The sequence below is a fragment of the bacterium genome (assembly GCA_030247525.1).
Classification (GTDB): Bacteria; Electryoneota; JAOADG01; order JAOADG01; family JAOADG01; genus JAOTSC01.
The window spans coordinates 1-14,245 of the sequence record JAOTSC010000085.1; the positions used below are offsets into that span (position 1 = coordinate 1).

12 protein-coding genes are annotated in these 14,245 nt (G+C 45.3%); 10 read left to right on the forward strand and 2 right to left on the reverse strand.

Annotation, left to right across the window (positions count from 1 at the left end; genetic code table 11):
* The 3 genes from OEM52_09065 to OEM52_09075 all read left to right on the forward strand — a co-directional run.
* Positions 1-682: ABC transporter permease (locus OEM52_09065; GenBank protein ID MDK9700280.1), on the forward strand; the 682-nt coding region annotated here is incomplete at its 5' end.
* A gap of 30 nt (positions 683-712) precedes the next feature.
* Positions 713-1,519, forward strand: coding sequence for an ATP-binding cassette domain-containing protein (locus OEM52_09070; GenBank protein MDK9700281.1), 807 nt, complete (start codon positions 713-715; stop codon positions 1,517-1,519).
* Between the two features lie 13 nt (positions 1,520-1,532).
* The gene (locus tag OEM52_09075) at positions 1,533-2,297 is read left to right on the forward strand and encodes an MlaD family protein (GenBank protein MDK9700282.1); all 765 of its coding nucleotides are present in this window, start codon (positions 1,533-1,535) and stop codon (positions 2,295-2,297) included.
* Positions 2,298-2,329: 32 nt separating this feature from the next.
* On the opposite strand, the gene OEM52_09080 is transcribed toward OEM52_09075, so the two are convergent.
* Positions 2,330-2,488 carry a hypothetical protein gene (locus tag OEM52_09080; GenBank protein ID MDK9700283.1) on the reverse strand — a complete coding sequence of 53 codons (159 nt, stop codon included), beginning with the start codon at positions 2,486-2,488 and terminating at the stop codon, positions 2,330-2,332.
* Positions 2,489-2,526: 38 nt separating this feature from the next.
* Between OEM52_09080 and OEM52_09085 the strand changes: the two genes are divergently transcribed.
* The 7 genes from OEM52_09085 (at position 2,527) to OEM52_09115 (ending at position 10,792) form a co-directional block, all read left to right on the forward strand.
* Positions 2,527-4,284 (forward strand): DUF4153 domain-containing protein, encoded by a 1,758-nt coding sequence (locus OEM52_09085; protein ID MDK9700284.1) that lies wholly within the window; start codon positions 2,527-2,529, stop codon positions 4,282-4,284.
* A 278-nt stretch (positions 4,285-4,562) separates the two neighbouring features.
* The gene (locus OEM52_09090; GenBank protein ID MDK9700285.1) at positions 4,563-5,354 is read left to right on the forward strand and encodes a class I SAM-dependent methyltransferase; all 792 of its coding nucleotides are present in this window, start codon (positions 4,563-4,565) and stop codon (positions 5,352-5,354) included.
* Between the two features lie 368 nt (positions 5,355-5,722).
* Positions 5,723-7,081, forward strand: coding sequence for a DUF1598 domain-containing protein (locus OEM52_09095; GenBank protein ID MDK9700286.1), 1,359 nt, complete (start codon positions 5,723-5,725; stop codon positions 7,079-7,081).
* Between the two features lie 114 nt (positions 7,082-7,195).
* The gene (locus OEM52_09100; GenBank protein ID MDK9700287.1) at positions 7,196-8,419 is read left to right on the forward strand and encodes an MFS transporter; all 1,224 of its coding nucleotides are present in this window, start codon (positions 7,196-7,198) and stop codon (positions 8,417-8,419) included.
* 354 nt (positions 8,420-8,773) lie between these two features.
* A complete protein-coding gene (locus OEM52_09105) occupies positions 8,774-9,049 on the forward strand; it encodes an RNA-binding protein (GenBank protein ID MDK9700288.1) in 276 nt (91 codons plus the stop codon).
* Between the two features lie 188 nt (positions 9,050-9,237).
* Positions 9,238-10,248 carry a DUF4105 domain-containing protein gene (locus OEM52_09110; GenBank protein MDK9700289.1) on the forward strand — a complete coding sequence of 337 codons (1,011 nt, stop codon included), beginning with the start codon at positions 9,238-9,240 and terminating at the stop codon, positions 10,246-10,248.
* Positions 10,249-10,420: 172 nt separating this feature from the next.
* Complete coding sequence (locus OEM52_09115) at positions 10,421-10,792, forward strand: VOC family protein (protein MDK9700290.1); 372 nt, start codon at positions 10,421-10,423, stop codon at positions 10,790-10,792.
* Positions 10,793-11,177: 385 nt separating this feature from the next.
* On the opposite strand, the gene OEM52_09120 is transcribed toward OEM52_09115, so the two are convergent.
* Positions 11,178-14,102 (reverse strand): T9SS type A sorting domain-containing protein, encoded by a 2,925-nt coding sequence (locus OEM52_09120; protein MDK9700291.1) that lies wholly within the window; start codon positions 14,100-14,102, stop codon positions 11,178-11,180.
* Positions 14,103-14,245: the final 143 nt, after the last annotated feature.

The window sequence follows — 14,245 nt, forward strand, 5'->3', positions numbered from 1 at the left end:
ATACGAGATAGCTGAAACGTTCAAGCAATCGTATTTGATCGGCAATAAATCGCTTGGTTTAGTCGGCATCACCGGTTTCATAATGGGTCTCGTGCTAACGATCCAGTCTCGTCCAACGTTGGCACAATTCGGTGCTGAGTCGTGGCTACCAGCTATGGTGGCAGTTTCCATTGTTCGGGAAATCGGCCCGATTATGACTGCTCTCATCTGTTCAGGTAAAATTGGTTCCAGTATAGGCGCAGAACTCGCATCCATGAGAGTTACCGAGCAGATTGATGCAATGCAGGTTTCGGGTACTGATCCATTTAAATACGTCGTTGTTACCAGGGTGTTAGCGGCGATGTTTATGATTCCTGTTCTTACGATTTTCTCCGATGCGTTCTCCTTCTTTGGATCGTATTTGGGAGTCAATCTACAAGAGGATGTGAGCCTCGATTTATTTCTTTCGCAAGCGATGACACGACTAACCTTTACCGATGTTATACCTGCCTTCATCAAGACATTTTTCTTTGGATTCGCAATCGGGATCATCGGCGCATTTAAAGGGTACAATGCCAACAGCGGCACGGAAGGAGTTGGTAAAGCAGCGAATTCAGCTGTCGTGATGGCTTCGCTTTGGGTTTTCATTATTGATTTATTTGCGGTGCAGATCGTTAACATCTTTTCGCTGCAGCAGGTATAGCGGAATGGAATTACAACATTAAGGACTGAGATGGGTGGGGAACAACAAGCTCAGAAAGCTGTAGGTACGAACGACTTTGTAATCGAGCTTCAGCATATCAAAAAATCGTTCGGAACCAGCGATGTGCTAAAAGATATCTCCTTTTCGGTAACAAAGGGAGAAAGCTTGGCAGTGTTGGGAAAGTCGGGTACTGGAAAATCGGTGCTTATAAAGTGCATTGTGGGACTGATTGAACCGGACGATGGAACGATTATTCTCTTCGGAAAGAACACCGCGACAGTCAAGAAAAGAGAACTTACGGAATTGCGGAACAAAATCGGTTTCCTTTTTCAGAGTGCTGCCCTGTACGACTCGATGAGTGTGAGGGAAAATCTTGAATTCCCGTTGCGGAACATGCAACAAAAACCGACGCGCGCGGAAACCGACGATCTCGTTAAGGATGCATTACAGAGTGTCGGATTGTCTAATGCCATCGACAAAATGCCTTCGGAACTATCGGGTGGTATGCGCAAACGGTTGGGACTTGCCCGAACTCTAATTCAGAAACCTGAGATTATGTTGTATGACGAACCTACAACAGGACTCGATCCGATTACCGCACGCGAAATCAATGCTCTAATTCTCGATGTACAAAAAAACTTTCAAACAACATCAATCATCATCACTCACGATATGGAGTGTACAAAAACCACTTCAAACCGGATCATCGTGTTGGGTGAAGGGCACTGTTTGGCAGAAGGCACATTTGAGGAACTGGAAAAATCGGACGATAGCAATGTGAAATCATTCTTCGAATGGGCAGCCAGTTTGCAACAACAAAATAATTCTTTGCGATAAAGGAGAGTTCTCCATGGTCAAAAAATCATCGACCCACATTAAGCTCGGAATATTTGTAACGAGCGGTCTCATCTTGTTTGCTTTTGCCATTTACGTAATCGGCATGAATCAGCAATTCTTCAATAAGACATTCCATATCTATGGAGTCTTTAGTGATGTAAGTGGATTGCAGGAAGGCAATAACGTAAGATTTGCCGGTATTAAAGTGGGAGTCGTCGAAAACATAACTATAGTAGGCGACACCACCGTGAGTGTCGACATCTCGATTGATGAAGATGTACGAAAATTCATCAAGAAGGACGCGATTGCTTTGATTGGAACCGAAGGACTGATGGGCAACAAAGCCCTGATTCTAACACCAGGTTCAAGTGATTCAACGGAGATAAGGGCTGGGGATACAATCAAAACAAGTCCTCCGATGAACATTGACCGTATGATGGGTACTGTTATGTTGACGAATCAGAATTTGGCGCGCATCACCGAAGATTTGTCAGATATCGTGCATACCGTTAGTGAAGGAAAGGGAACGGTTGGGAAATTGTTGATGGATACGTCTTTTCTGAATGTCCCGATTAATAATGCAATTCAGGTAACAACCGATTTGCAGGATATTGTTGCAACGATTCGCGCGGGCGAAGGTGTTTTAGGGAGACTGGTTGCCGATTCGGGGGCTGCCAAAACCATCGATACCACGTTAGTAAATCTAAAGGAGGCATCGGAGAACTTCAATAAATTGACGTTGAAAGCGAAGAAGAGTTTCTTGTTATGGGGCTTTTAAGAATATTGCTCGAAAGTTGTTCACATTTCAATTCACCCATCGTCACGTAACTTGAATGTCGATTTCATATTGCTGCTGGAACTTAACGGTTCGACTATTCGTTTATTGGTTGTAATCGCAATTCCAACATCGAAAGTACTGTAATCTTTCAAATCGTCAATTTTATAACCAGGTATCTGTGAAACTTCCATCTATTTCCCAAGCTGCTGCTAACGCACGAGACATATTCGTGCGTTTCCCCTTTGTCCTGCTTGATACTGTCGTGGGGACAGTGTGCGCGCTCATCTTAATCGATAATCAGGATACTCCCGGATCGACTGTTTTGAATCAGGTCGTATTCGGTGCAATCCTCGGATTTCCGTTGCTTATCTGTCTAACCTTTACTTCGGAAAAGTGGAAGTGGCGGAGATCGGCTTCGTTGGGTGTGCAACTCGCTGCTATACTGTTCGTCGGATTGTATTCGACGACCGTTCCGCAGAATCTTGACGGGATCCCCGGGATTCATCCAATTCGACTCCTGATGCTGACAATTGGAGCGATTTTACTTGGTTTCTCGGTACCGTTTTTTAAGCGCTATAACGAACTTGGGTATTGGCAGTTTTGCAAAGCACTATGTTTGAGAGTGTTCACCACAGTTTTTTCTGCAGCTGTTTTGTTTGGTGGACTGGCAATTGCCCTTGCTGCGCTTGACTATCTTTTTGGAGTTGATATACCCGGAAGGCGATATGGTGAATTGTTTGTATTGATCAATGGAACATTCGCGATATGGTTTTTTCTTGCAGGCATTCCCAAAGATTTGGATAGTCTTAATGATGTAACCGACTATCCGAAAGAACTCAAAGTATTCTCGCAGTTCATCCTCATCCCTTTAGTGATCATCTACTTCGTTATTTTGTATGGATATCTTGGAAAGATTCTGTTGGTGTGGGATTGGCCAAAAGGCTGGGTCAGCCGGCTTATTCTTGGCTTCGTTGCGACTGGTCTCGTTTCGCTCTTGTTAGTGCATCCGATCCGTGACCGGATTGAGAATCGTTGGATGAAAACCGTTGCCCGATGGTTCTACGTGGCGGTCATACCACTCACCATCATGCTCTTTTTAGCAGTGTGGCAGCGAATCTCCGATTACGGAATTACGGAGGGTCGTTATCTTGGTATCGCTACCGTTATTTGGCTTTGTGTTATCGCGCCGTACTTCATTTTTAGTAAACTGAAGCGAATTCTCTTTTTACCAGCTTCTCTTTGTGTCGTAGTGCTTGCTGTTAGTTTTGGTCCATGGGGTATGTTTTCCGTTTCCGAACGTAGTCAAGTGAGCCGGCTCAAACAACTTCTTGTACAAAATCACTTACTTGTTGACGGACAGGTGCAGAGTCAGCAAGACTCGCTGCCATTAGAAACCAATAGGCAGATTAGTTCGATCCTTGGTTACCTTTCAGATGTTCATGGATTCGAAGCAATCCAACCCTGGTTTCGTGAAAGTTTACTCCGAGATTCAATCAAAAATAGTGATATTTACAAAGATCCGGCACAGGTCGCAAAACTAATGAGTGTGACCTATTCTCGAGTATCGGAAGCTTCGGACGATGGAAGTATCACTTTTGCTTCTGACCGCGACTCTGCGCTTCACATTGATGGTTATGAGAGGATGTTGCGACGACAACGCATCCACTCGGGAAACACAAACCGCGAATTGTCTAACGAAGGAATTGCATACCAAGTCGGTTTGGATCTGAGTACGATTAGTGTTATGGTGGAAAATAAAACAAAGTCAATCGATACACTGCAAGTTGAACTCAAGCCGTTGGTAGATAAACTCATTACCGAATATGGCAAAGCTTCTGCAGACAAAATTCCACCCGAGAAAATGGTAATCGTTGCAACCAGCGCTTCGACGATGATCAAGATCTTTATCTCCAGCATTAACGTACAACCACATGATGGAAAATTCGAGGTTATGTCCTTTGAAGCAGATTTTGCATACAAGTATTGAGCTGAATATTCGTTGCGACTTCGAGGCTATTCATCCCGCATTACAAACTGAGATTTGGCAATTGATGCAGGAAATTGTTATCTTGCAGTACATGGTACTTGTCTAAAAAGAAGTCACGCAGAACCTGCTTTCGTAAACGCTCGAACCCCACTTTTTCGAGCGTGAAGTTGTGTTGGTGACTTCAAATCTCCTTTAAACAGAATGCAATTCGATTCGCAAAGAGTGTGTACAATCACTCTTAATGCGTTACTATCTAAAAGATTTTGGAGAATTTTTCGATGAGTCATCCTCAATTACCCGAATATTTTTACGAGTTATTCAATCCATCGCTGCCACGGCTTGGCCCCGGAAGTGACGAATGTACTAAACGAGCGTTGGATTTGCTCGGCTTGACGAACGCGCAACCAGTCGGTGAAGCAAGTGAGAAGATGCTAAGGATTTTGGATGTTGGATGCGGCAACGGCACACAGACAATCCAGTTGGCAAAGCATCTCAACGGTTCAATATTGGCGGTGGATAATCATCAGCCGTTTTTGGACGAACTCAAACACCGAGCTAACATCGCAGGAGTTTTCGACAAAATTCAACTCAGACTGGAAGACATGTGCGATCTCAAGTTAGCGGAAGGATCGTTGGATTTAATCTGGTCTGAGAGTTCGATCTTCATCATCGGTTTTGAGCAGGGGCTTAAAAGTTGGCGCAAGTTCTTGGCGCAGGGTGGAATGATGGGAGTATCGGAAATGTGTTGGCTACGTTCAGACCCACCTGCGGAGTGTGTAGAGTTTATCGACAACGTGTATCCAACAATGATGAGTATCGAAGCAAGTTTGGAAACAATAACGCGTAGCGGATATGATACTCTATCGCACTTCACTTTTCCAGAGTCGGCGTGGTGGGATTCCTTATACACCCCGTTAGAAGAGCGATTAAAAGTACATCGCAAGATGTACTTTGCCGACAACGACCGGATGGCACTAATCAATGCCATTCAAGCGGAGATCGATAATTTCCGAAAGTACTCCGAGTATTATGGATATGAGTTCTTCCTAATTCGCAAAAGCGATGATTGAGCTCTTTAGCTGATGCACTTTGGTATTATCCAACTGAATGCTTGTTAACGACACCCTCCCGAAAACAATTGTCCTTGGGGGGGTGCTCGTTTTGAATACATAGCGTTTACAAGAAATCATTTTGAAACAAGATTTGGTAATCGGCGATAGGTAGATCCTTGGCAGCACTCGCATTCAGAGTGAGTCGTAAACAGCGAATCCATTTTATAAAATGCATTATGCCATTCGATTGAAAAAGCAGATCATTTCAGCGCCAAATCCGGAAATGGATGACTCGTATTACCTTGTAAGTATCGGTTCAACGTGTACTTCACGTTCGCCGTTTTGCCAAAGTAGTATCGTCAATGTAGCATCTGCACTGGTTTTCAATGAATTTGATCGGTTTAACTTCTGAGTATCGTCGCTGCCGGAACCACATCGCATGTGCGTTGCTGCTTGTTATCGTCCATTTGATTTGTTACTCGACAGTGTTTTCTCAAACCGATTCTTCAGTAGGAACGCAGATAATCCAAAGTGTATCGCTTCGTTCGATTGAGAATGCGATGAATCGTCGGAATAGTCTCGAATCGAAACCTCTACCCTTTACGATGTTTCGTGATTTCTCGCAGATTATCGGATTTGTGGTCGATTCTACGTCGCAAGACATCGTTCTTTTAGCAACGAAACAAACAGGATTGCCGACGCTCCATCCCGATGATTTTATTGTTGGCTACAACAACGTATTTATCGACAGTAATCCGCCGTACTGCTCGCTGGATCCCGATCCGGTTGATATAAACGAAATGTCGCAAATTACTCAGGGAGCGAAGGAAAGCGGCATAAGTGATGTCGAAATTGTTTCGGAGTGGATGTTCCGGCGACTCAAACAGGAATGGGGAACCCAAAAAGTCGTCATCGAAGGTGTACCCAAAAATTCGCGTTTCGCTTGCAAGATGGTTGAAGTCGATTATCACATGAAAAAGATCTCGCTCGGTATAACCGAAATGGATTCGATAACGTCATACATCGATCGGGTAGCGGAATCGGGAGTCGAGAAGTATATCAAGACGGGAGTCACGGAATCTCCGATTTCCTTAACGCGGTTTTGGTTTCATATCGAGCTGCCGCCTGAAGAGGGTGGAACGGGACAATACCGTTTTCCGACATTTTCGGAAGCGGAAGGAATTGTGTTGATCGATCAATGCCCGATTGTACTGCTAACTGAGCAGCAACTGCTGTATGCGAAAAATAAATTGGGCAACAGTCGAAGTTCCGATCGACCAGCGCAAGAATTCGCCGATGAGTTTTCCAATCGCTTCGCGAGTGTTTCGAGGATTCATAGTGGTTATGCCGAGCTGGAAAACTACTTCCGATTAATCGCTATGCTACGTGCGATGAAATTCAAGAAATGTTATGAAAAAGCCAATTGGCAAGGTGAGCCATCTTTTACGAAGTATCGATTTACCGAAAACGAAACCTTAGCCGATACCGTTACGGGATTAGTGAATCTCCGCAAGCATCAGACAGAGGTACATCGGAATCAACAGCACTTTGAAATATTTGTTTGTCCAGTCGTGTGCGGGGGAGTCGATATGAATTTTCCGATAACTGATTCGCAATTTTCAGAAAACCGAAAAGAGGACCTTGTTGCTTTAAAACAATTGATTTTGACTGCCCGTCGAGCTGATAGTACCGGAGTTTGGTCGGTTCCAGTTCCCGATTCGCTGTTACGTCGTGTACTCCCTTGATAAACATTAGAGTAGGATCGATCCTCATTTCAAATGTGAGTTGCATTGCGAACTGAGTAGCACACTCGCAAGTGACGGCTGAAAATTCAACTTCTACGACTTATCTTACTTCCCATGACCGATGATACAACATCGAACACTCGAAAAGTGCTACACAATCCATCCTTCTTACGCCTCTGGTTGGGAAGGATTGGTATTTCGTTTGCCTACCAGATGGAAGGCGTCGCGGTTGGTTGGCAAATGTATGCGCTCACTGACAGCACGTTCTATCTCGGTTTAGTCGGTTTAGCACAATTCTTACCGATGGTTGCCTTGACGCTTGTTGTCGGACAGGTCGTAGATCGCTTCGACCGCCGGAGAATACTACAAGTCTGTACTCTCATCGAAGCGGGGTGTGTCGGAGCATTAGCTCTGGGCAGCTATCAAGGGTGGTTGACAGCCCATTGGTTGTTGCTTATAGTTGCTCTGATTGGAGCATCCCATGCTTTTGAAGGGCCATCGCTTCAATCGCTTCTGCCCAGTATAATTCCACGGGAGCTATTCCCAACTGCGGCAGCAATTTCTACTTCCGCAATGCAGACATCAAGCATTATCGGGCCCGCAATCGGCGGTTTCCTTTACACAATAAATGCATCTGTGGTTTACACAGTTTCAGCGGGTTGTTTTTTGTTTGCCAGTATCATGGTGCTGAGGATTCGCTATGATCGATCTTCCACAATAAAAGAGCCGGTGAATAGAAAGTCGATCTTCGCCGGACTACATTTCATTTGGAGTAAACCACTCGTACTCGGAGCCATCTCACTCGATTTATTTGCTGTATTACTGGGAGGTGCTACAGCTTTACTACCTGTGTTTGCGAAGGATATTTTGCATACCGGGCCAATGGGATTAGGATTACTCCGCTCCGCGCCTGCGATAGGCGCACTTATTACATCAATCTACTTAGCGCGACATCCAATACAACATCACGTTGGGAAAGTTATGTTCAATGCGGTGTTTGTGTTTGGGTTGGCGACAATTCTGTTCGGCGTATCTACCTCGTTTTATCTCTCACTATTTGCATTACTGGTATTAGGGGGATCGGATATAATCAGCGTTGTTATCCGACATACACTGGTACAACTGGGAACACCCGATGAAATGAGAGGACGTGTTAGTGCGGTTAATTCGCTCTTTATCGGAACCTCCAATCAGCTTGGTGAATTTGAGTCAGGTCTTACTGCATCTTTGTTTGGGGTAGTACCAGCAGTAGTGTTAGGAGGGCTCGGTACAATCGCAGTCGTGTTTGTATGGATGAAACTATTTCCCACGTTGAAAAACGCTGATACGATTACATAGGATGACCTGCAACGTGTGTTGTTGAAAATAGAGCAAGGTTGTGCATAAACAGTGTTCATAAACCAATTACTCACAAAATACACGGTACAGCAGGGGCAAAAGCATCGAAAATAGGTTTGAACAAGAATTCTACTTATACTGATACAATCGTCGAGCTCTCTCGTCAATTCATGAGGCTTTCAGTTTCATGTGCAAGTCATGGTAATCATGACTTCTTAGTTGCTCTTCACTGAGCAATTCGCAGGCCTCTGTCCCGGGACGATTGGTTTTTCACATTCATCTTCGGCTTCGCGACTATATAAGGTGACAAAAGAAAACAGTGGGAACCACCACGATGTCCCGAAAGGATTACAAATGGTAAATATCTACGTAGGAAATCTCGGTTACGATGTAACTGAGAGCGATCTCAGATCGATGTTTGAAGCACACGGAAAAGTTGATCGCGCCAGTTTAGTTATGGATCGCATGACAAATCGCAGCAAGGGCTTTGGATTTATCGAAATGCCCAATGACAAGGAAGGCCGCGCAGCCATCAACTCGTTAAACGACACCGAGTCGCAAGGCCGGAAAATGGTCGTCAACGAAGCAAAACCGAAAGAAGATCGTCCCGCCCGTCGCGACCGATACTAAAATCGATTTTAGTTTGCAGAACCGGAAGGGTGGACATTGTCCACCCTTTTTGGTATTATGAGATGGGATATCAGAAGTTACTATGATGGATTCTTAGGTGTTTATCAACCGAAACCATTTGACAGCTACAAGTTGCAATACTACACTTTGTTTATGTATCCGCTAAGAAAGCTCGGAAGGGGGAGCGCGTGCCACGATGGTTGAATAGACTTGGCAGTGTTCTGTTCCGATTCTGTTTACTCCTGATGGCAGTCTGGGCGATGCTGGCTTTACTGTATTCCGATCTGCCGGGAGTTGAGAAAGCAGCTTGTGTTGCAATTTTTGGAGTTATGAGCTTATTCGCGTTCGTGGGTAAGTACAGCGATTATCGCACACGATTGGGCTTTATCGTTTTGTTTTCGATTGTGTTCGGTTGGTGGTTGCTGTTGCGACCGTCCAACCACCGAAATTGGCAGCGGGATGTAGCAATACTTCCATCAGCGGAAGTGAACGGCAGAATTATCACCATACATAACATTCGAAATTGCGATTATCGAACTGAAACTGATTACACCACTCATTACTACGATAAGACTTTCGATGTAACCAACATTCAATCGCTTGACCTCTTCTTGATCTACTGGGGTTCTCCCTATATCGCTCACTCGATCCTAAGTTTTAATTTTAACGAAGAAAATCCTATTAGTATCTCAATCGAGACCCGCAAAGAGGTTGGAGAAGAGTATTCAACCGTGAAGGGTTTTTTTCGGCAGTATGAGTCGATTTATGTTGTCGCCGACGAGCGTGACCTTATTGGATTGCGGACGAATTACCGTGGTGAACAAGTATATTTGTATCGTCTAAATGCCACCCCCGACTTTATCCAAAAGGTCTTCCTCGATTTTGTTGCAACCATAAATTCTTTGAATGTGTCGCCAGCATGGTACAATGCATTAACCGGAAATTGTACTACCGGAATCCGCAGTCACATTGTCCGATATAACGAGGACTCATTTTTCGATTGGCGAGTGGTTGTGAACGGTTTTGCCGATGAGATGCTGTATGAGCGAAAACGGATCGATACCAGTATGCCGTTCCCGGAACTGAAAAAGATAAGTCTGATCAATGAACGGGCAAAGGGGATAGATAAATCTCCGGACTTCTCCCGAATGATTCGAGTAGGATTACCGAACATGAAGCAAGACACAACAATCCAGTAGGGTTACAACTGTTCTTGATCGCAGTAGTAAGTATAGAACCCAGACAACAAAAAGTATCGATTGCTATCCATCTACTTTGCTGTCGTATGCAAATTTTGCTACAATGGAACAATTCGTACCGATTAATCAGCAGATTTCGCGGGGTTTGTTTCTTTTCACAGGGGGGTATCAAATGGAGTTGGGAAATTTTTCGATCAGCTTAGCGGTAACGGATATCGCAGCATCCAAGCGGTTCTACGAAAAGTTCGGTTTTGTCGAGTTCGCCGGTGACATAACACAGAAATGGCTGATCATGAAGAACGGCGATCATGTGATTGGGCTCTTTCAAGGGATGTTTGAGAAGAATACTCTCACCTTCAATCCCGGTTGGGATGTCAATGCGCAAAAGCTTGCATCCTTCACTGACATCCGTGAATTGCAACGCCAGTTGAAAGCGCAGGGAATACAATTCATGCAGGAAGCGGATGAAAGTACCACCGGTCCTGCCAGTTTCGTAGTTAACGATCCCGATGGAAACCCAATCTTGTTCGACCAGCATGTTTAAGGGAAGCTCGCTTCATCGATTTGGTAGGCATGACATTCTTTTTTTGGGGGGGTACAGACAGGTCTCCCGACCTGTAAATTTTCGTTGGGGAATCGATGGTAGTGGTTACGGGTTTCCAGACCCGTTGGTAGGGGCGCATTTTGTTTACATCGTAGGGGCGAATTGCAATTCGCCCTTTTGTTTGGAGTTGGTGGTTACGGGTTTCCAAACCCGTTCCGTAGGGGCGGCTGGTAGCCGCCCTTGTTTCAGTAGGGGCAGTCCCCTCTGGGTCGCCCATCCGTTTTCACAGGCGGGGACGCCTGTCTCTACCCTTTACAGGTGGTGGCGCCTGTCCCACAACCCATCACCCATTGCCAATTCCCCTACACCTTACACCTTTCACCCTTCACCTTAACAACACCATCTTCTGTGTCTTCACAAATTCTCCAGCCTGCATCCGCACGAAATAGGTTCCCGACGAAAGATGTTGTCCATCGAGGGTCACTCGATAACTTCCGGTTTGCTGTTTTTGATTCACGAGGGTAGTCACTTCCCGACCGGTGATGTCGAATAGTCTTAAGTCAACATGCCCCGGTTCCGGCAGCGAGTAGGAAATCGAGGTAGAGGAATTGAAAGGGTTGGGGTAGTTTTGAGAAAGCGAATAGGTTTCTGGAAGCACAAACGGTTCCGGGGTGGCATCTACTGTATCGATGTGAATTTTCGTGATGAATGCATCGAAGTTGCCACCATTGTAACTGGTATCGAATACGCCGACTGTGGTAGGAAAATTAAAACTACTAGTTGTGCCCACAATTATTATATTGCCAACATTATCAACAAGTGCTTTACGTCCTTTGTCATCGGAGGTTCCACCAACGTATGTGCTATATATTAGTCTTGAGCCGTCTTGATTTAACAACAAAAGAAAGCAGTCTGCAGTTCCACCATTATATGTTGGGTCAAAACCAAACTGTGTTACGGGAAAGTTGGAACTACCAGTATAACCTGAGATGAGAATATTATTGTTTATCAACGAAAACGAACCAGCTAAATCATTAGCTTGACCTCCTAAATAAGTACTAAAGAAAACTTGATTTCCATTGATATTCAGTTTTACAACAAACACATCCTCGCCACCATTATAGGTAGTATCGTACGCAAAAGGAGTAGTAGGAAAATTGTTACTTGTTGTGTATCCGATCATGATCACATGCCCTGAATCATCTTGGGCAAGTTTTGATCCTGTTTCGTTGCCGTTACCACCGATGTAACTACTGTACGCCAACTGAGAACCGGTTGTGCTGAGTTTAGTGATAAAACAATCTTCCCCGCCATTACTCGTTGTGTCAAACGCATCGATTGTTATCGGGAAGTCGGTACTTAGTGTTCCTCCTGATATCCATACATTGCCACCACTGTCAATGCAGACACCATTACCAAAATCATTTTGTGAACCGCCAAGAAATGTGCTAAAAAGTAACTGATTACCAGTTGAATTTATCCGAAGGACGTAGCAATCATAAACGCCGCCGTTGAACGAGGTGTCATATGCATTGGTAGTAGTCGGAAATCCTGTACCTGCGGTTGATCCTGTTACATAGAAACCACCGCTCCCATCGCTCGCCATTCCTGGCAAGTTCTCAGCGCCACTACTACCAAAAACAGTGCAAAACAGGAGAGCAGAACCATTTCCATTCATTTTAGCGATAAATCCATCCCCCGCCCCACCTAATGGGCCAAAACGATAAGTGGTAGGAAAGCTACCGTAGGATGTCGTCCCAGACACTACGATGTTTCCGACATCGTCAAGAAGAATATTTTCACACCCGTCGGTGCCACCCCCCCCCAAATAAGTACTAAACAACATCTGCGAACCATCGGCATTGAGATGTGTGATAAATCCATCGCTATTGTTATTGCTGTTAACGGGATCGTAAACACCAGGTGTGATTGGAAAATTCTCACTATTGGTTGAACCGGCTACGATTACTTCCGTATTGTTAACAACGCAAGCATCGGATGCGTAATCATTACCAAATCCCCCTAAAAATGTACTGTAGATGAGGGGGTCGATGCGTAAGGAATGGTCGGGGTTGTAACCATTGGGGAGCGTGATCCCGAAGGTGTTTTTGTCGGTCAGTTCAAATGCCGCTTCGATTTCATTTCGTGTTCCATTCGACGACAATTGATACACACTTGGCAGTGCCGTTCGCAATTCACCCAAGGATGTTGGAAGCAGAAGCTCGGTGATGGGCAATGGGGATTGGGCAATGGGGGATGGGGGTTGGGTGTTAGGTGATGGGTAGGGGCGGACTCCCATGTCCGCCCGCATCGTTTCTGTGGTATCGGGTGTATGCCATACGCCCCTACTGTTGTCCTTTACGCCATCGGACAGGAATGTCCGATGTACAGTTCCTTCAGTGGTTCGTGAATCGCGTAGCAGGTCACGAACATTTCCTGCGGGCGTGCGCGGCACGCCCCTACTGTTCCATGTCTCCTGTTCCCGGTTCCCGTTATCCAAATGAGATTGCTTCGGCGCAGGGCGCTCTCGCAATGACAGTAACGATTCCTGATCCCCGAACCCCGAAATCCGATCCCCCTCTAATCCTTCTACGGACATCCGAATCTGGGAGGGATCAAAACCGGGATGAACGACAAAATCGAATTCCAACTTGCCATCGTTTTCATACCATTCGATATCGATCCCTTCCCACACGTCACGATACACCACAGTAGCAAAGTTGCGGCAATTCGGTGCCCACTTCGTCGAGTCATTCCCCAAGAAATAATTATTCTTCCACGGTAGTTCGCCGTTCGGTTCTACACTTTGTGCTGACGCACGGTGTAAGGTGGAAAAAGATTGGTGCAAGGTGTAAGGTGTAGGGTGTAGGGTAGAAAAAGACTGGTCGAGGTTCTTGGAATTATTTTTTGTTGACCTTTCACCATTCACCTTTAACCCTTCACCCTTGACCTTTGACCCTTCACCCTTCAAGAACTTAAATTTCAAGGCGTGCGACTTCATTGGGAAGCGCGCGGGATGGCGGCGCAACATTTCGGGTAAGTCCCGTTCCATCGGATTGACGATTGCTTCCTTGGTGCGATCTTCTTTACTAACAAGCAACGTTATTCCATCGCGTTCGAGGAACCAAGTCATGCCATTCTTTGCTTGACACTTGTACAACACCCGCGCATCCCATTGCCCCTTGTTTTCGGTGAAGAAGAATGGTTTCGGCACTGATGTCATTCCGGCAGCAGAAGCAACGCAACGATTGGCAACCCCACCAATCAAGCCGAGCAAAAGTAATGTGAGCGTTAGAATGCGTCGGAACATCTTTATGCCCCCCGGGTAATGCGAGAAGAATTGTAACAAGAAATCGACAAAGCACCATCTTGACCTAAGATAAAAAATGAAAAAATACATCGATGGGGAACAATAGTATCGTGTTGGCAATGTCGGATGGGCATTGTAAAAAG